The organism is Roseateles chitinivorans (assembly GCF_050632145.1).
Taxonomy (GTDB): Bacteria; Pseudomonadota; Gammaproteobacteria; order Burkholderiales; family Burkholderiaceae_C; genus Roseateles; species Roseateles chitinivorans_B.
Window position 1 is genome coordinate 1,963,597 of record NZ_CP192577.1, and the last position, 16,778, is coordinate 1,980,374.

A 16,778-nucleotide genomic window follows, 5' to 3' on the forward strand; every position below is an offset into this window, starting at 1 on the left:
ACTAACGCGGTGTCGGCGGGGCGGCGGTGAACTGCGGCGCGAGCCGCGCCTCGCTCCAGCGCCAGGGGAGGGCGCCGCGGCGGCGCAGGCCCCCGGTGATGCGCAGGGTCAGGCCTTTCACGTCGTCGTTCCAGGTGACGTCGGCCTCGGCGGCCAGGTGCAGCAGCTCGCCGCGGGCGTAGTCCGGGATCAGCAGCCCCGCGCGCGGATGGCGCAGCAGGTTGCCCAGCGTCATGAAGAAGCGGTTACCGGGGAACTCCGGCATCCAGAGCGCGATGCCGCCATCCAGCCGGCGCTGGACCCGGAGGAAGCCCGGCGGCCCCCCGGTGCGAGACGTCCACGCCGTCCGAGCGCCCGTCGCCGGGCACCGGCGCCGAGGCGCTGGCGATGAACAGCGTGTCCGCCGCCTCGATCAGCGCCAGCGCGCCGTCGTCGAGCGCCGTGCCCAGCGGCTGCGCCAGCTCGGGCGGGGTGTCGTCCCAGGCCAGGGGCTCCCGCGCCTGGATGTACTTCGGGCAGTTGCCGAAGCTCTGCACCACGCCGACCGACAGGCCGTCGCCCGACAGCGAGACCAGGCGCCCGTTCATCCGGTTGCGCCGGCGCGAGTGCGGCTCGAGGCCGAGCAGCCCCACCGGCGCGCCCGGCCCCCGCGCCCGCAAGGCGGCGAGCACGGGATCCTGGCTGTCGAGCGCCGGGGCCAGCGCCATCGTCCGGTCATCCGGCGTCGTGACGAAGCCGGGCGGACCCGCCAGCATCGTCGCCCAGGGCTGGCCGGCGGCGTCGATCGCGCCGAGCAGCATCGTGGGCAGCTTGCCGAACAGCTCGCGGTGCTGGTCGGGCATGTGGTCGCGGACGACCTGCGCGCCGATCTCGGCCATGCGCTCGCGGATGCCGACCGCTTCCTGCAGCGCCTGCTCGCCGGGGTGCCAGGTCGTGTCCATGGCCGGGCCTCAGAACCTGTCGGGCAGCGGCTTGAAGCGGGGCAGCGCCTCGATGCGCGCCAGCCAGCCGCGCAGTCGCGGATAGTCGCTCAGCGACACGCCGCCCAGGGGGCCTGGGCCGTGTAGCCGTAGAAGGCCACGTCGGCCAGCGTCGGCCGGTCGGCGACGAGGAAGGCCGTGCGCGAGAGCTGCTCCTCGACCATCGCGAACAGCCGGTGTCCCAGCGTCAGGGAGTCGGGATCGACCTCCAGCCCGGTCAGCGCGCGGAAGCGCGGCGTCGCCGCGCCCGGTCCGAGCAGGCTCACCGACAGGCTGAACCACCGCTGCTGCCAGGCGGCCTCGATCGCGTCGCGCGGCAGCCAGCCGGCCTCGGGGGCGTAGCGCGTGGCGAGGTAGACCAGGATGGCGTTGCTCTCCGGCAGCACGAGGTCGCCGTCCTCCAGCACCGGCACCTGGCTCAGCGGATTCATCGCGACGAAGGCGGGCAGCCGCTGATCGCCATCGCGCAGGCTGATGTCGACCACCGTGTACGGCAGGTCGAGCAGGGAGAGCAGCAGCTCGACGCGATGGCAATGGCCGGATGCCGCCACGCGGTGCAGGCGGAACGGGGCGGGCGGGCGGAGGACGGGGGCGTTCATCGGGGAGGGCTCCGGCGGAGGTCGTTGGAAGCCTCTACCGTATCTCTTGCAGTCGCTGACGAGAATCTTGGTCGGCGATCATTCAGAATTGCAGCTGTCGAAATAATGAGGCGCGGCTCTCTCCACCGGCGCGCCGTGAGCCCATGGACCAGCTCGAGCGCTTGCGCTGCTTCGTCGCCGTGGCCGACACGCAGAGCTTCGCCGCCGCCGCGCGCCGCCTCGGCTGCTCGGCGCCCGCGGCCACGCGCGCCATCGCGTCGCTGGAGCAGCGCCTCGGCGTCCAGCTGTTCCAGCGCAGCACGCGCTCGGTCCGGCTGACGGAGGCAGGCGAGCGTTTCGTCATCGATTGCCGCCGCATCCTGGGCGACCTCGACGAGTCGGAGGCCGCGGCCGCCGGCGCGCAGACCGAGCCGACGGGTCTGCTGTCGCTGACGGCGCCGTCGATGTTCGGACGCCTGCATGTCGCGCCGCTGGCGACGAGCTTCCTCCAGGCGCACGCGCGGATCCGGCTGAAATTGCTGCTCGTCGACCGCGTCGTGTCGCTGCTGGAAGAGGCGCAGGACCTGGCCGTGCGGATCGCCCACCTGCCGGACTCCGGCCTGACCGCCGTGCCTGTGGGCGCGATGCGGCGGGTGATCGTGGCGTCCCCGGACTACCTGGCGCGCGCCGGCGAGCCCCGCACGCCGCGGGAACTCGCCGACCATCGCATCGTGGCCAGCTACTTCGACGGCCAGAACATGACGCCCTGGCGCCTGCGCGACGGCGTGCTGGCGCTGACGCCGACGCTGATGGTCAACGACAACGCCGCGGGCATCGCCGCGGCGGTGGCCGGGGTGGGACTGGTGCGCTGCCAGATCTACCAGGTCGTGGACGAGCTGCGCGACGGCCGGCTGCGCATCGTGCTGGCGGACCACGAACGGCCCGCCGCGCCGGTCCATCTCGTGCATGCCGCGGGACGGCGCGTCCCCGCGCCGCTGCGGCTGCTGATCGACCACATGGCCGCGGGGCTGCGGGCGCAGCCCGCGCTGGGCGGGGACGGCTTCCTGCGCTGACGCCGTCAGGGACGGTCCCTGGTGCGATCACCCGGTGCGATCACCCGGCGCGATCACCCGGTGCGGTCGCCATGAAAAAGGCGCCCCGCAGGGCGCCTCGAGGACAGGCCGGAAAGGCGCTCAGCCCTTGGCCGTCGCCTTCTTCGCGGCGACCTTCTTGGCCGCCGGTTTTGCGGCGGTCTTGGCCGCTGTCTTCGCGGGAGCCTTGGCGGCCGGCTTCCCGGCCGTCTTCGCGCCCGGCTTGGCGGCGCGCGGCTCGAACTCGAACATCACCTTGCCCTCCTTCTTGTCGTAGGCGAGGAAGGCCTTGAACTTGCGGCGCGTCTTGTTGGAGACGAAGTTCTCCAGCAGGTCCGTCTTGCCGGTCGCCAGCAGCTTGGTCATCTGCTCGGCCTCGATGGGCTGCTGCAGGATGATCTTGCCGCTCTTGAAGTCGCAGGTGATCTTGTCGCCGACCGCGTGCTCGCACACGTAGTTGCTGCCGAAGTCGAAGACGCGGCCGTTGCACTTCGGGCAGTGGCCCAGCGCGGTGTGGCCGCTGAAGTCCACCGGCTCGCCGTTCTCCTCGGCCTTCTTGGCGTCCTCGCCGAAGTCGAACTCCAGCTTCCAGTTGTCGATCTCGGCGTCGAAGACCAGCGCCAGCTCGGCCGTGAAGGGCCAGCCGGCCTTGGAGCGGAAGCCCTCCAGCGGGCCGACCTTCTTGTCGCGCAGGAAGGTCTCCACCTCGGCCAGCTCGAAGCTGCGGCCGCCCGGGATCTTGGGGATGGAGAAGCCGCAGCCTTCGGCATTGCCGCTCTTGCCGGTGCAGGTGAAGCGGCGGTAGTTCTCCTTGACCACGCCGCCGCACTTCGGGCACGGCGTCTTCAGCGTCGCGTAGTCGCCGGGGATGGTGTCGCGGTCGTACTCCTTGGCCTTGCGCACGACCTTCTCGGTCATTGCGGCGATCTCGGCCATGAAGTCCTCGCGCTTGAGGCGGCCCTTCTCCATCTCGGACAGCTGGAACTCCCAGTTGCCGGTCAGCTCGGGCTTGGACAGCTCGTCGACGCCCAGGCCGCGCAGCAGCGTCATCAGCTGGAAGGCCTTGGCGGTCGGGATCATCTCCCGGCCTTCGCGCAGCATGTACTTCTCGGCCAGCAGGCCTTCGATGATCGCGGCGCGCGTGGCCGGCGTGCCCAGGCCCTTCTCGGCCATGGCCTCGCGCAGCTCGTCGTCGTCGACCAGCTTGCCCGCGCCTTCCATCGCCGACAGCAGCGTCGCTTCCGTGTAGCGCGCCGGCGGCTTGGTCACCAGCGCCTTCACGTCGGTGCTTTCGGTGCGCACGACCTCGCCGGCCTTCACCGGCACCAGCATCGCGCCGCTGGTGCCCGGCTCGGCGTTCTCGTCGGTGGCTTCCTTGCCGTAGACGGCCTGCCAGCCCGGCTTCACCAGCACCTTGCCGTTGGTCTGGAAGGCATACGACTTCTCCGCGGTCTTCACCGTCGAGATGCGCGTCGTGACCTGGAACTCGGCCGGCGGGAAGAACACCGCCAGGAAGCGCTTGACGACCATGTCGTAGAGCTTGGCTTCGGCCTCGGTCAGGCTGCTGGGCGCCTGCAGCGTCGGGATGATCGCGAAGTGATCCGACACCTTGGCGTTGTCGAAGACCTTCTTCGTCGGCTTGATGTAGCCCTTGTCCAGGGCGGTGCGCGCGTGCTGCGCCAGCGGCTGCAACGGGCCGGGCATGTTCGCGCTGGCGATCATGCGCGCGGTGTCCTGGGCGACGATCAGGTAGTCCTCGGGCAGGTAGCGCGAGTCGGTCCGCGGGTAGGTCAGCACCTTGTGCTTCTCGTACAGCGCCTGCGCCAGGCCCAGCGTCGTCTTGGCCGAGAAGCCGAAGCGCGAGTTGGCCTCGCGCTGCAGCGTCGTCAGGTCGTACAGGCCGGGACTGGCCGTCGTGCTGGGCTTGGATTCCTCGGTCACCGTGGCGGGCTGGCCCAGCGCGGCGGCGGCGATGGCGTCGGCCTCGGCCTGCGTCCACACGCGGTCGGCGCGCTGTTCGGGATCGTCGGCGTTCTTCTTGAACGCGGTGTCGAACCACTTGCCCTCGTACTGGCCGGCCTCGGCGTCGAAGTTGCCGCGGATCTCCCAGTAGTCGCGGTAGACGTGCTTGCGGATCTTCTCCTCGCGCTCGACCACGATGGACAGTGTCGGCGTCTGCACGCGGCCCACGGTGGTCAGGAAGAATCCGCCGTCGCGCGAGTTGAACGCGGTCATCGCCCGCGTGCCGTTGATGCCCACCAGCCAGTCGGCTTCCGAGCGGCAACGCGCCGCGTCGGCCAGCGGCAGCATCTGCTGGTCGGTGCGCAGGCGCTCGAAGCCGTCGCGGATCGCCTGCGGCGTCATCGACTGCAGCCACAGCCGGCTCACCGGCTTGGCCACCTGCGCCTTGGCCGTGCCGGCGTACTGGACGATCAGGCGGAAGATCAGCTCCCCTTCGCGCCCCGCGTCACAGGCGTTGATCAGCGAGGTCACGTCCTTGCGCTTGATCAGCTTGACCAGCGCGTTGAGCCGGCCCTTGCTCTTGTCGATCGGGTTCAGATCGAAATGGGGCGGGATCACCGGCAGGTGGGCGAAGCTCCACTTGCCGCGCTTGACGTCGAACTCCTCCGGCGCCTTGATCTCCACCAGGTGGCCCACGGCGGAGCTGACGACGTAGTCGTCGTTCTCGAAATACTCGTCGTGCTTCTCGAACTTGCCCGACAGCGCGGTCAGCGCCTTGACGATGTCCTGGGCCACCGACGGCTTTTCCGCGATCACCAATGCCTTGCTCATGCGCTTGCTTCTTTCCTCTTCGTTCAGGCGTCCAAGATGTTCATGAACGTCTGCCTACAATCCGGCCTCGCGCGCTCACGCGCCTACGTACGTGTGTACACGCGCGCGCACCCATGAATTCAATGTACCGGACTCGCTCCATGCCGCAACCGCGCCCCGCTCCGAGTGTTCCCGCCCCCACCGACGCCGCCGTCGCACCGCCCGCCACGAAGCGCGGCGCCCGGATCCAGGTCCGGGCGTCCGGCGTGCACGGCCGCGGCGTGTACGCGCTGGTGCCGCTGCAGGCCGGCGAGAGGCTGATCGAATACAAGGGCGAGCGCATCGACTGGGACGAGGCACTGGAACGTCATCCGCACGATCCGTCGCAGCCGGACCATACCTTCTACTTTCACCTTGAGACCGGCGGGGTCATCGACGCCGCGGTGGACGGCAACCAGGCACGCTGGATCAACCACGCCTGCAGCCCCAACTGCGAGGCCCGCGAGGCGGACGGCCGGGTGTTCATCCATGCGCTGACGGACATTTCCCCTGGCGAGGAGCTGTTCTACGACTATGGTCTGGTGATCGATGAGCGCTATACGCCCAAGCTGAAGAAGCGGTTCGAATGCCGGTGCGGCACGCCGGGCTGCCGGGGCACGATGCTGGCGCCCAAGGACAGGAAACGCTGAGCGGCGGGTCCCCGCGCGCCGCAGGGGCATTGGCGGTCGCCGCAGGACCCTGTCAGGTCCTACAGCCACCGATTCACGGTGCGGGCGCCCGGGCGGGGACCATCTCCCTCTAGACTCCGACCATTCACGACCACCGGGCTGCTCGGCCCGGGAAGACCAAGACGGGATCGCAAGATCACATTCGCGGCGATGCAAGAACATCAGAACTGGGGCGCAGAGGCCCTGTGGCAAGACCTGGAGCCGTTGCTGCCGGGGCTCAGCATCGAGGTGCTGGCGCGGGTCGAATCGACCAACGCCACGCTGATCGAGCGCGTGCGCCGCGACGAGGGCACCGTGGCCGCCGGTCGTGCAGGCGATCGTCCGTACGGGCGCCGCCAGCACGACCTGCACCCCTGCCTGCTGATCGCCGAGCACCAGACCCACGGCCGCGGCCGGCAGGGCCGCGCCTGGCACAGCACGGCCGGCGCGTCGCTGACCTTCTCGCTGTCGATGCCGGTGGAGGTCGCGGACTGGTCCGGGCTGTCGCTGGTCGTCGGCGCGGCGATCGCCGAGGCGCTCGACCCCGATGGCAGCCGCCTGGGCCTGAAGTGGCCCAACGACCTGTGGCTCGACGAACGCAAGCTCGGCGGCATCCTGATCGAGACGGTGCCCGCCGGCAGTTCCCGCATGGCTGTGGTCGGCGTGGGCCTCAACGTGTCGGACCGCGCGAAGGTCGCGGAGTCGCAGCTCAACACCGGCTTCGCCTGCCTGCAGGAACTGATCCCCGACGTCACGCCGCCGGAGGCGCTGGCGCGGCTGGCGCCGGTGCTGGTGAAGGCGCTGGCGGCATTCCCGCAGAGCGGCTTCGGTGCCTGGCGCGAGCGCTTCGCGCGCCGCGACCTGCTGCAGGGCAAGGCGATCACCGCCGGGCTGCTGGAAGGGACGGGCGCGGGTGTCAACGACCGCGGCGAACTGCTGATCGACACCCCGCAGGGCCGCCAGACCGTCAGTGGCGGCGAAGTCAGCGTGCGGCTCGGCGGCGCCTCCGCCGGACAGGGGTAAGCCACGATGCTGCGTGCCGCGGTCGTCCTGCTCTTCGTCGTCAACGTGCTGGTGTTCGCGTGGAACAAGGGATGGGTCGCCGGCATGGCACCCGCCGCGCCGCGCCTGGACCAGCAGATCAACCCGGAGCGGCTGTCGCTGCTCAACCAGACGGCCGTCACGCAGCTCACGGCGCGGTCGTGCCTGGAACTGGGCCCGCTGATCGGCGATGAGCTGCTCAAGCGCGCGAACGCGGCGCTGTCAGGGGCCGGGATTCCCGCGTCCTCGATCGAGACCACGGCCATCAACAGCGGCGGCGTGTGGGCGCTGGCCACGATCAAGATGCCCAGCAAGGACTTCCGCGAACGCAAGGAAGAGACCTACCGCGGCGCCAAGATCGCCTTCGAGCCGCTGCAGGGCTTCCCCGACGAACAACCGACGCTGGTGCTCAGCAAGCACGACAGCGAAGCGGCCGCGTTGGCCGCACTCGATGGCATGACCAAGCGCAACTACAAGGGCCTGCGCGTGATGCGGCTGCAGGAGCCCCTGCAGCAGACGACGCTGAGGCTGGCTCGGCTGGACGGCACCCAGGCCGGGAAGCTGAATGCGCTGGCCAATCCGCCATGGGGCGAGAAGCGCAAGGACTGCGCGGTGCAGGCGCCTGCCGCATCGTCCGCAGCAAGCGCCGCGAACGGATCGGGTTCGGGCGCTGGCCGCTGACCGCAAGGCCTGACCCTCTGTCCCGTTGGGAGCGTTGGCCGCCGAGGCATGAGGCCCCAGCGGCAAGCGCTGAAACCTCACGCCTCACCGTCCCTCACGATTTCCGTACTGCCCCGGTTTTGCCACCGGGGACTTCGTCGGGTGCTGGGCTCGATTACTTCGAGCGGATCCTGGCCAGACGTGGCTTCGGCCAGCGCAGCGCCACGATCGCCAGACCCAGCGCGGCCAGCCACAGGCCGCTCATCGCACCACCACCACCGCCGCCGCCCGACGACGTGTCGGTGGGCGTGGTCGGGGTTGTCGGAGTCGTGGGCGTCGTCGTCGTCGGCGTGACCGCAACGACCGCCGCATTCGCATCCAGCATGCCCGCGCCGCAGGTGCTCGTCGTGCAGTTGCATTCGAGCTGCGGCTGCGTGCTGTTGCCGGCCACGCACTGCGCAACCCCTGCGGCGGCCGGCGGGAAGGCCCGGGCCGACGACTGCAACGCGGCCTTGATCTTCGCCGGTGTCAGCGTCGGATCCACCTGCAGCATCAGCGCGATCGTGGCGCTGACCAGCGGCGTGGAGAAACTCGTGCCGAAACCACCGAAGTTGAACGCATTGCTGTTGGCTGCCGGAGTTGTCGCACCACTGTTTGTGGTGGTCAACATCGGATACAGGCAGGGACCGTTCGCGTCATTGACGCAGTTGCCGCCGGGCGCGCTGATCGTCACCTGCGGGCCGAGGTTGGAGAATCCGACCTTGGTGCCGGCATGCCGCAGACCGGCCACCGCGATCACGTTGGCGCAATTCGCCGGCGTACCGACGGCGATGCCGCCCTCCTTGGTCGGATCGTCGTTCTCGACGCCGTTGCCGGCCGCGACGACGACCGAAGTCCCCTTGTTGTACGCTGCGGTGATCGCGTCCTGGTAGGTCGAGGAGCAGGCCCCGTCACCGCCCAGGCTCATGTTGATGACCTTGGCCGGGGTGGCGTTCGTGGGCAGGCCCGGCACGTCGACGCCCGCCGCCCAGCGCATGCCGGCGGCGATGTCCGAAGCCCAGCCGCCGCACTTGCCGAGGACGCGCACCGGCTGGACCTTGGCGCCATAGGCCAAGCCGGCCATGCCCTGGCCATTGTTGGTGACGGCCGCGATCAGGCCCGCCACGCGCGTGCCGTGCCAGGAGCTGGTCCCGATGTCGTCGGCGGTGCAGCTGGAGCCGAGCCGGCCGCTGGTGATGTCGGACTGGTCGACCCAGTCGCCGGGATCGCTCGGGTCGTTGTCGGCGCCGTCGCCGTCATTGGCGCTCGCGATGGCGGTGGTCCCGCTGCTGAAGCCGATCAGGTCGTAACCCTGGACGAACTGTCCGGCCAGGTCGGGATGATCCATGCGCACGCCGGTATCGAGGACCGCGACGACGACCCCCGTGCCGGTGGACTTGTCCCAGGCGGCGGGGGCGTTGATCGACGAGAGCACCGTCGAATCAGGCGCCTTGAGGTACCACTGGCCCGCGGCGACGCCTTTGCTGGCGGCGGTCGCGTAGAACTCGTCATTGGGCACGGCATAGCGCTTCCACCAGCGGTCGACCTCGACCGACTCGACCTCGCTGTCGGCGGCAAGCCGCTTGGCGAGTTCGGCCGAGCTCATGCCGTTGGCGGTGTAGACGTGGGTGCGGTTGTCCAGGCTGCGCCGCGCCTGCAGCGTGGCGGCGTGACGCAGGCCCAAGGTCGTGCCGCGCACCTGCGCGATGTCCTTCGCTTCGGCAGAGGTGGCGCGCATGGCGAGCGGTCTGGCCTTCACCGCATCCGCCTGCGGCTTGAAGCGCACGATCACCCGCGCGAAGTCGGGCTGCTGATCGGGCTTGAGGGCGGTGGCGGTGGCCGCGCCCGCGCTGCCGATTCCGAACAACCCGAGTACGGCGGCGGCAGCGGCCAGACGCTTCGGCAAACACAGCACGGACATGCGGAAACTCCACAAAACTGAGCTGACCAGTTTAGGGGGAGGTCGCTAAGAAATTGCTAATGCCACGACACAGTTGCTGCCAGACGCCACCTCCAAAGGGGGATTCCTCACGCAAGGAGAGGCCGGCACGCTGGAAATTGGTGACCGATCGTATCCGCGCGGATTCCGGGCCGCCAGGCAGCACCTGCGGCGTGCCGCGGCGGAAACGAAAAGCCCCGCCGGGGCGGGGCTTCGGGAAGGCGGCAGAGAGACCGCCCGATCGCCGGGTTCGCCTTACTTGGCGACGACCTTGACCATCTCGAGCACCTTGTTCGAGTAGCCCCACTCGTTGTCGTACCAGGACACCAGCTTGACGAAGGTGCCGTCCAGCGCGATGCCGGCGTCGGCGTCGAAGATGGAGGTGCGCGGGTCGCCGCGGAAGTCGGTGGCGACGACCTTGTCCTCGGTGTAGCCCAGCACGCCCTTTAGGGCGCCTTCGCTCTGGGCCTTCATCTCGGCGCAGATCTCGGCGTAGGTGGCGTTGTTGTTGAGCTCGACGGTCAGGTCGACGACCGAGACGTCGGAGGTCGGCACGCGGAAGGACATGCCGGTCAGCTTCTTGTTCAGCTCGGGGATCACGACGCCCACGGCCTTGGCGGCGCCGGTCGACGACGGGATGATGTTCTCGAGGATGCCGCGGCCGCCGCGCCAGTCCTTGTTGGACGGGCCGTCGACGGTCTTCTGGGTGGCGGTGGTGGCGTGCACGGTGGTCATCAGGCCGCGCTTGATGCCCCACTTGTCGTTCAGCACCTTGGCCAGCGGGGCCAGGCAGTTGGTCGTGCAGCTGGCGTTGGAGATGATGGCCTGGCCGGCGTAGGTCTTGTCGTTGACGCCGTAGACGAACATCGGGGTGTCGTCCTTGGACGGGGCCGACATGATCACCTTCTTGGCGCCGGCGGTCAGATGCTTCTCGCCGGTTTCCTTGGTCAGGAACAGGCCGGTGGCTTCGACGACGATGTCGGCGCCGACCTCGTTCCACTTCAGCTCGGCGGGATCCTTGACCTGGGTCAGGCGGATGCGCTGGCCGTTGACGATCAGCGTGTTGCCGTCGACCGCCACGTCGCCGTCGAAGCGGCCGTGGACGCTGTCGTACTTCAGCATGTAGGCCAGGTAATCGGGCTCGAGCAGGTCGTTGATGGCGACGATCTGGATGTCCTTGAAGTTCGCCACGGCGGCGCGGAACACCATGCGGCCGATGCGACCGAACCCGTTGATACCGATCTTGATGGTCATGAGGAAAGTCTCCTGCGAGTGAAATGAATCGATGACGTCATGGGCGCGTCGCCCAGCCAGTGGACGTCGCGCCGCGGAGGTGTTCGGTCCGGCGCCGAGCGGGGCTGCCACGACAAGCGTGCGATGGCAGCCGGCCGGGTCGCCGGGAACCTTCGATTTGAACAGATAGTCGACGCCCGACGTTTCGAACGGGTTACCGGATTACATCCCTCGGCGACCAGCGGTTACGGCGCCGGCGCCCTGGGGGCTCCAGCGCGCTTCGGGAGGCGCCAGGGCCCGTCAGGGCGCTGCGGTGCTCGCGGTGGCGGCGGGCTGCAGCCGCAAGGTGCCGCAGGCGACGTCGATCTTCACCATGCGGCCGAGGAGGCGCTCGAAGCGTTCGGGCGTGAGGTCCATCTGCAGCCCGGCCAGCCAGCTCAGGAACTCCGCGCGGTTGCGGTCGCGCTCGCCGATCTCGCCGACGCGGTTGGCCACGGCGGGCTTGCCCAGCGTCCAGGCGACGGTGAACGGGCAATGCATGGTGTTGAAGTCGAACTCGACCTGCTGCCGGCGGATGTCCTTGATGTTGGACAGGAACTCGCCGAGCGTGACCTGGTCCTTGAAGACCGAGCGGCCCGCGTCGTTGCGGCGGTAGACCATCTGCTGGAGGAAGCTGACCGGCCGGTCGTCCGGCGCCAGGCAGGGCAGGCGGTACTCGCGGACGCGATCGAGGAAGGCGTCCTGCGTGTTGCCACCGGCGGAGCTGTACAGCACCTCGACCTGCGGCGGCTGGTCCGGCGCGGTGAAGGTCATGCGCGTGAGCACATTGCTGATGGTCCTGCGATCGAACTTCGAGGCGCCGACCTCGAGTCGCTCGGCGGGCGTGCGCAGGCACTCGCGCATGGCGCGCAGGCGGACGGGATCCTCTTCCTCGACCGGATGGGACCAGTGGACCGGCACGGCGTCCTGCGGGCGGAACAGGAAGGTCTGGACCGCGCGGACCGTCGGCTGTCCGGCGGCCTGGCAGGGGAGCCGGTAGGTGGCGACATGGGCCCGCACGGCGTTGAGGAGGCGCTCGTCGCCGAACCGGGCGAGGACCTCGACCTGTGGCGCCTGGTCGGGCGCGGTGAAGGCGAGGGCGACGCGCACGGTGCCGCCGAGGTTCAGCCGGTGCGGCTCCGCGGGGTACGCCAGCGCGGCCGGGGCCTGCAGGCAGCGCAGCGGGCTGGTGGCGGGGTCGGCGGGCGCGACGCTGATGTCGTTCTGCTGGGCGCGGGCGGGCGCGCCCGCCAGCAAGGCGGCCAGCAGGCCGAGCGCGCCCAGGGCGGCGGCGAAGGGATGCCGTGTCATCGTGTTCCTCCTGTTGGTCTTGTCGTCCGCTCCGCACGCCGGCCACTGGCCGTCGGAGGGCGGGCGCAGTCTAGGGGGCTTGCCGTGAAGATGGGGTGAGGGCCGAAGGCGTCGCCACCCCGGCGACCCGAGGGGTCAGGTCTTGGCCCGGAGGTCCAGCCGGCCGCAAGGCACGCGGATCTGGAGGTCCTCGCCGAAGAGGGCGCGGGCCTGCTTCGGCGACGAGAATTTCAGGTGCTGCCGGGCCAGCCAGTCGATGAAGATCGCGCGGTCCGGCTTCTTCTCGCCATCGGTGACCTCGTTGGGCAGGGAGGGGCCATACATCGTGTAGTTCACGTTGAACGGGCAGGCCATCGTGTCGAAGTCGAAGCGGACGTCCTCGGCATGGGGGTTCTCGGTCATGGCGAGGAAGTCGACGAGGTCCAGTTGTTCGACCTTGAGGACCTTGCGCGCCCGCCCGGGCGGATACAGCCTGAACATCTGCTGGAGCACGACGGGCGGCTCGCCCGCCTTGCGGCACGACATGCGGGACAGGCGCGCCCACTCGACGACCGTGTCGACGGCAAACGGCACGGCCTCCGCATGCAGGACCTTGACCTCCGGCGGCTGCTCGCCGTCGCCGGCGAAGGTCATCGTGATGACGATGTTGTTGACCTCGCGACCGGCGTTCATCACGTTGAAGATCATGTCCTGCTTCGGACGCGTGTAGCAGAGGTCCAGTCGTCCGCGCGGCGTGGTGTCGTCGGGCCCCAGCGGCAGCGGTGCCTTCTGGGTGTTGGAAAACTCGAACTCCTGCACCGCGCTGACGGTGCCGTCGGTCGGCTGAAGACAGGGCAGGCGGTAGCGATCGACATGGCGCGTGACGACGTCGAGCATGTCCTCGCGCAGCGAGTTGGTCAGCAGCTGGACCTCGGGCGGCCGGTCCGGCGCGACGAACCTGAGCTTGACGCGGGCGAAGCCGCTGGTGCGATCGTAGTTCCCGCGCTCGGGGAACTTCGGCGGCTCTTCCGGCCGCTGCAGGCAACTGAGCGATCGGGCCGGCGACGGCGGACTGACATCCGTGGCGCCGGCCGCGGCCATCGCGCCGCCGGCGATCGCCCACGAAAGAAGCGCACCGGAGGCGCGCGCGAAGAGATGCCGTGTCATCGTGCTCCCTGGATTCGAGTCTTGTCCCTGACCCGAACGCGGCTGAGCACGCCGGCGGGCGTCGCGCAGTCTATGCGGGGGAGCTCTCGAATCGAGACCCCCTTCGGAGGGGGAACGCAGGCAAGCGCTGCGTTTGTCGTCGACATCGGCGGCATCGAGCGCGGAAGTCCGGACGTGAAAAGAGGTGCGCGAGGCACCTCTTGCTGTCGTGCTGGAAAAGCCCAGCGCGAGACACGTGTGAAACGTCGCTCAGCCCTTCAGACGCGCCTTGCCCAGCACCACCTTGACGGTGTCGACGACGTTCTCCGGCGTGAAGCCGAAGTGCTTGAACAGCACGTTGGCCGGGGCCGATTCGCCGTAGCTGTCCAGGCCGACGACGGCCGAGACGCCGTACTTCCACCACAGGTCGGTGACGCCGGCCTCGATGGCGACGCGCGGCAGGCCTTCCGGCAGCACGCCCTTCTTGTACTTGGCGTCCTGGCGGTCGAACAGGCTCGTGCAGGGCATCGAGACGACGCGCACCGGGATGCCGGCCACGGCCAGCTGCTGCTGGGCCGCGATGGCCAGTTGCACTTCCGAGCCGGTGGCGATCAGCACGGCTTGCGCCTTCTTCTTCAGGCCGACGTCGGCCGGCTCGCTCAGCACGTAGCCGCCGGTGGTGATGGCGTCGACGGCCTCGCCCGACTTCTTCAGGTAGGGCAGGTTCTGGCGGCTCAGCGCGAGCACGCTGGGGCGCTGGCTGTTGGCCAGGGCCAGCGTCCAAGCGACGGCCGTTTCAGCGGTGTCGGCGGGACGCCAGACGTCCAGGCCGGGGATCAGTCTCAGGCTCGAGACGTGCTCGACGGACTGGTGGGTCGGGCCGTCTTCGCCCAGGCCGATGGAGTCGTGCGTGAACACGTGGATCACGCGCTGCTTCATCAGCGCGGCCATGCGGATGGCGTTGCGGCTGTAGTCGCTGAAGGTCAGGAAGGTGCCGCCGTAGGGGATGAAGCCGCCGTGCAGCGCGACGCCGTTCATGATCGCGGCCATGCCGAACTCACGCACGCCGTAGTTGATGTGGCGGCCGCCGTTGGAGCTGCCGTCCTCTTCCAGGCGGAAGGCGGGCGTGCTCTTGGTGTTGGTCAGGTTGGAGCCGGTCAGGTCGGCCGAGCCGCCCAGCAGCTCGGGCATCGCGGCGGTGAAGGCTTCCAGCGCGATCTGGCTGGCCTTGCGGGAGGCGACGGTCTCGGCCTTCTCATGCGCGCCGATGACGGCCTGCGCGGCGACGTCGGCGAAGTTGGGCGGCAGCACGCCGGCGATGCGGCGGGAGAACTCGGCGGCCAGTTCCGGGAACTGCGTGGCGTAGGCGTCGAACTTGTCGTCCCAGGCCTTCTCGAAGCCGGTGCCGGCGTCCTTTGCATCCCAGTCGGCGTAGACCTCGGCGGGCAGCACGAAGGGCTCGTGCGACCAGCCCAGCGCTTCGCGGGTCAGCTTGATTTCCTCGGCGCCGAGCGGTTCGCCGTGGGCCTTGGAGGTGTTGGCGCGGTTCGGGCTGCCCTTGCCGATGTGGGTCTTCGCGATGATCAGCGACGGCTTGTCCTTGCTGGTCTTGGCCAGCGCGATGGCGGCGTCGACGGCGTCGACGTCATGACCGTCGACCGGGCCGACGACGTTCCAGCCGTAGGCGGCGAAGCGCTTGGCGGTGTCGTCGCCGAACCAGGGGCCGACCTGGCCGTCGATGGAGATGCCGTTGTCGTCGTAGATCGCGATCAGCTTGTTCAGCTTCCACGAGCCGGCCAGCGAGCAGGCTTCATGGCTGACGCCTTCCATCAGGCAGCCGTCGCCCAGGAAGACGTAGGTGTGGTGGTCGACGATGGCGTGGCCGTCGCGGTTGAATTCCTTGGCGAGCTGCTTTTCAGCCAGCGCGAAGCCGACGGCGTTGGAGATGCCCTGGCCGAGCGGGCCGGTGGTGGTCTCGACGCCGGGGGTGATGCCGACTTCCGGGTGGCCCGGGGTCTTGGAGTGCATCTGGCGGAAGGCCTTGAGCTCGGAGATCGGCAGGTCGTAGCCGGTCAGGTGCAGCAGGGCGTAGATCAGCATGGAGCCGTGGCCGTTGGACAGCACGAAGCGGTCGCGGTCGGCCCACTGCGGGTTGGCCGGGTTGTGGCGCAGGTGGCGCTTCCACAGCGCGACGCCGATTTCGGCCATGCCCATGGGGGCGCCCGGGTGGCCGGAGTTGGCCTGCTGGACGGCGTCCATCGCCAGGGCACGGATGGCGTTGGCCATCTGGGTGGTGTTCGGGGTGACGACGGCGGCAGCGCTGGTCTCGGCCATGTTGGTCTCGGGCAGTTGGGGCAAACCCGGCATTCTAGTGACCCTCCGCGAACTCGCTTTGGGCGCCCCGCTTTGTTTCAAATCCTCGCCATAGCTGGGCTATGGCTCCGGTTTGCGCCTAGCGGTGCATCCCAAAGCGAGTCCGCGGCGGGTCACTAGATCGAGCAGTCAGGCAGAACACTACACTCGCGCTCGATATTTTGTGGATTGACGATGCGAGCCATGATCCTCGCGGCCGGGCGCGGCGAGCGCATGCGGCCGCTGACCGACCACACGCCCAAGCCCTTGCTGAAGGTGCAGGGCAAGCCGCTGATCGAGTGGCACATCGAGGCCTTCGCGCGCGCCGGGATCCGGGACATCGTGATCAACACGGCGTGGCTGCATGAGCAGTTCGAAGCGACGCTGGGCGACGGCGCGCGATTCGGCGTGACGCTGCATTACAGCCACGAAGGCGAGCGCTACGGCCGTGCGCTGGAGACGGGCGGTGGCATCGCGACGGCGCTGGACCTGCTGTGCGCGGACGGCGACGACGCGTTCTGGGCGGTGTCGGCGGACATCTTCATTCCCGACTTCGCGTTCGACGCGGCGAAGGCCCCGGCCTTCGCGGCGAGTCCGCTGCTGGCGCACCTGTGGTTCGTGCCGAAGCAGCCGCGGCATCCGACGGGCGACTTCGGCATCGACGCGGAAGGCTTCGCCACGATCGATGGCGACCTCGAGGTCTACAGCAACATCGGCCTGTACAAGCGCGCGTTCTTCGACGGCGTGCAGCCGGGTCAGCATCAGCGCATCCGCGCGAGCCTCGATCGCGCCATCAACGCGCGGGCGGTGACGGCAGAGCTCTACACAGGGCCGTGGGCGAATGTGGGAGCGCCGGAGCAACTGGAAGAGCTCAACGCGCAGGGCTGACAACGAGGCTGTCGACGACCTCA

Annotated in this window: 13 protein-coding genes and 1 pseudogene; 5 read left to right on the plus strand and 9 right to left on the minus strand. The window is 69.2% G+C overall.

Annotated elements, in window-relative coordinates; translation table 11 throughout:
• Position 1: 1 nt before the first annotated feature.
• From ACQ86G_RS09035 to ACQ86G_RS09045, 3 genes and pseudogenes are all read right to left on the minus strand, one after another.
• Entirely contained in the window at positions 2–265 is a 264-nt protein-coding gene (locus tag ACQ86G_RS09035; protein WP_431260266.1) for a hypothetical protein, read from the minus strand.
• Entirely contained in the window at positions 246–941 is a 696-nt protein-coding gene (locus ACQ86G_RS09040; RefSeq protein ID WP_431260267.1) for a pyridoxamine 5'-phosphate oxidase family protein, read from the minus strand. The genes ACQ86G_RS09035 and ACQ86G_RS09040 overlap by 20 nt, the downstream gene beginning before the upstream one ends.
• A 9-nt stretch (positions 942–950) precedes the next feature.
• A pseudogene (locus ACQ86G_RS09045) lies at positions 951–1,579 on the minus strand (glutathione S-transferase family protein).
• A gap of 143 nt (positions 1,580–1,722) precedes the next feature.
• Here ACQ86G_RS09045 and ACQ86G_RS09050 point away from each other — a divergent pair.
• The gene (locus ACQ86G_RS09050; protein WP_431260268.1) at positions 1,723–2,631 is read left to right on the plus strand and encodes a LysR family transcriptional regulator; all 909 of its coding nucleotides are present in this window, start codon (positions 1,723–1,725) and stop codon (positions 2,629–2,631) included.
• Between the two features lie 120 nt (positions 2,632–2,751).
• Here ACQ86G_RS09050 and ACQ86G_RS09055 read toward each other — a convergent pair whose 3' ends face one another.
• Positions 2,752–5,442 (minus strand): DNA topoisomerase III, encoded by a 2,691-nt coding sequence (locus ACQ86G_RS09055; protein WP_431260269.1) that lies wholly within the window; start codon positions 5,440–5,442, stop codon positions 2,752–2,754.
• Between the two features lie 140 nt (positions 5,443–5,582).
• On the opposite strand from ACQ86G_RS09055, the gene ACQ86G_RS09060 reads away from it, so the two are divergent.
• The 3 genes from ACQ86G_RS09060 to ACQ86G_RS09070 all read left to right on the plus strand — a co-directional run bounded on the left by ACQ86G_RS09060 (position 5,583) and on the right by ACQ86G_RS09070 (position 7,850).
• Positions 5,583–6,110, plus strand: a complete 528-nt coding sequence (locus ACQ86G_RS09060; protein WP_431260270.1) for an SET domain-containing protein — start codon at positions 5,583–5,585, stop codon at positions 6,108–6,110.
• Between the two features lie 189 nt (positions 6,111–6,299).
• Positions 6,300–7,151, plus strand: a complete 852-nt coding sequence (locus ACQ86G_RS09065; protein ID WP_431260271.1) for a biotin--[acetyl-CoA-carboxylase] ligase — start codon at positions 6,300–6,302, stop codon at positions 7,149–7,151.
• Positions 7,152–7,157: 6 nt separating this feature from the next.
• Positions 7,158–7,850: a hypothetical protein gene (locus tag ACQ86G_RS09070; RefSeq protein ID WP_431260272.1), complete on the plus strand. Its 693-nt coding sequence runs from the start codon at positions 7,158–7,160 to the stop codon at positions 7,848–7,850.
• A gap of 154 nt (positions 7,851–8,004) precedes the next feature.
• Here the strand turns inward: ACQ86G_RS09070 and ACQ86G_RS09075 are convergent, their stop codons facing one another.
• From ACQ86G_RS09075 to tkt, 5 genes are all read right to left on the minus strand, one after another.
• On the minus strand, positions 8,005–9,789 hold the full coding sequence (locus ACQ86G_RS09075; RefSeq protein WP_431260273.1) for a S8 family peptidase: 1,785 nt from the start codon (positions 9,787–9,789) through the stop codon (positions 8,005–8,007).
• Positions 9,790–10,062: 273 nt separating this feature from the next.
• Positions 10,063–11,061: a type I glyceraldehyde-3-phosphate dehydrogenase gene (gene gap, locus ACQ86G_RS09080; RefSeq protein WP_067281231.1), complete on the minus strand. Its 999-nt coding sequence runs from the start codon at positions 11,059–11,061 to the stop codon at positions 10,063–10,065.
• Between the two features lie 279 nt (positions 11,062–11,340).
• A complete protein-coding gene (locus tag ACQ86G_RS09085; protein WP_431260274.1) occupies positions 11,341–12,390 on the minus strand; it encodes a hypothetical protein in 1,050 nt (349 codons plus the stop codon).
• 135 nt (positions 12,391–12,525) lie between these two features.
• On the minus strand, positions 12,526–13,536 hold the full coding sequence (locus ACQ86G_RS09090) for a hypothetical protein (RefSeq protein WP_431260275.1): 1,011 nt from the start codon (positions 13,534–13,536) through the stop codon (positions 12,526–12,528).
• A gap of 249 nt (positions 13,537–13,785) precedes the next feature.
• Complete coding sequence (tkt, locus tag ACQ86G_RS09095; protein ID WP_431260276.1) at positions 13,786–15,849, minus strand: transketolase; 2,064 nt, start codon at positions 15,847–15,849, stop codon at positions 13,786–13,788.
• Between the two features lie 213 nt (positions 15,850–16,062).
• Here tkt and murU point away from each other — a divergent pair, with 213 nt between their 5' ends.
• Positions 16,063–16,755, plus strand: coding sequence for an N-acetylmuramate alpha-1-phosphate uridylyltransferase MurU (gene murU / locus ACQ86G_RS09100; protein ID WP_431260277.1), 693 nt, complete (start codon positions 16,063–16,065; stop codon positions 16,753–16,755).
• Positions 16,756–16,778: the final 23 nt, after the last annotated feature.

Bases quoted from the DNA above. Each gene is read 5' to 3' on its own strand.
- ACQ86G_RS09035 (WP_431260266.1), bottom strand. From the start codon at position 265: ATGCCGGAGTTCCCCGGTAACCGCTTCTTCATGACGCTGGGCAACCTG.
- ACQ86G_RS09040 (WP_431260267.1), bottom strand. From the start codon at position 941: ATGGACACGACCTGGCACCCCGGCGAGCAGGCGCTGCAGGAAGCGGTC.
- ACQ86G_RS09050 (WP_431260268.1), top strand. From the start codon at position 1,723: ATGGACCAGCTCGAGCGCTTGCGCTGCTTCGTCGCCGTGGCCGACACG.
- ACQ86G_RS09055 (WP_431260269.1), bottom strand. From the start codon at position 5,442: ATGAGCAAGGCATTGGTGATCGCGGAAAAGCCGTCGGTGGCCCAGGAC.
- ACQ86G_RS09060 (WP_431260270.1), top strand. From the start codon at position 5,583: ATGCCGCAACCGCGCCCCGCTCCGAGTGTTCCCGCCCCCACCGACGCC.
- ACQ86G_RS09065 (WP_431260271.1), top strand. From the start codon at position 6,300: ATGCAAGAACATCAGAACTGGGGCGCAGAGGCCCTGTGGCAAGACCTG.
- ACQ86G_RS09070 (WP_431260272.1), top strand. From the start codon at position 7,158: ATGCTGCGTGCCGCGGTCGTCCTGCTCTTCGTCGTCAACGTGCTGGTG.
- ACQ86G_RS09075 (WP_431260273.1), bottom strand. From the start codon at position 9,789: ATGTCCGTGCTGTGTTTGCCGAAGCGTCTGGCCGCTGCCGCCGCCGTA.
- gap (WP_067281231.1), bottom strand. From the start codon at position 11,061: ATGACCATCAAGATCGGTATCAACGGGTTCGGTCGCATCGGCCGCATG.
- ACQ86G_RS09085 (WP_431260274.1), bottom strand. From the start codon at position 12,390: ATGACACGGCATCCCTTCGCCGCCGCCCTGGGCGCGCTCGGCCTGCTG.
- ACQ86G_RS09090 (WP_431260275.1), bottom strand. From the start codon at position 13,536: ATGACACGGCATCTCTTCGCGCGCGCCTCCGGTGCGCTTCTTTCGTGG.
- tkt (WP_431260276.1), bottom strand. From the start codon at position 15,849: ATGGCCGAGACCAGCGCTGCCGCCGTCGTCACCCCGAACACCACCCAG.
- murU (WP_431260277.1), top strand. From the start codon at position 16,063: ATGCGAGCCATGATCCTCGCGGCCGGGCGCGGCGAGCGCATGCGGCCG.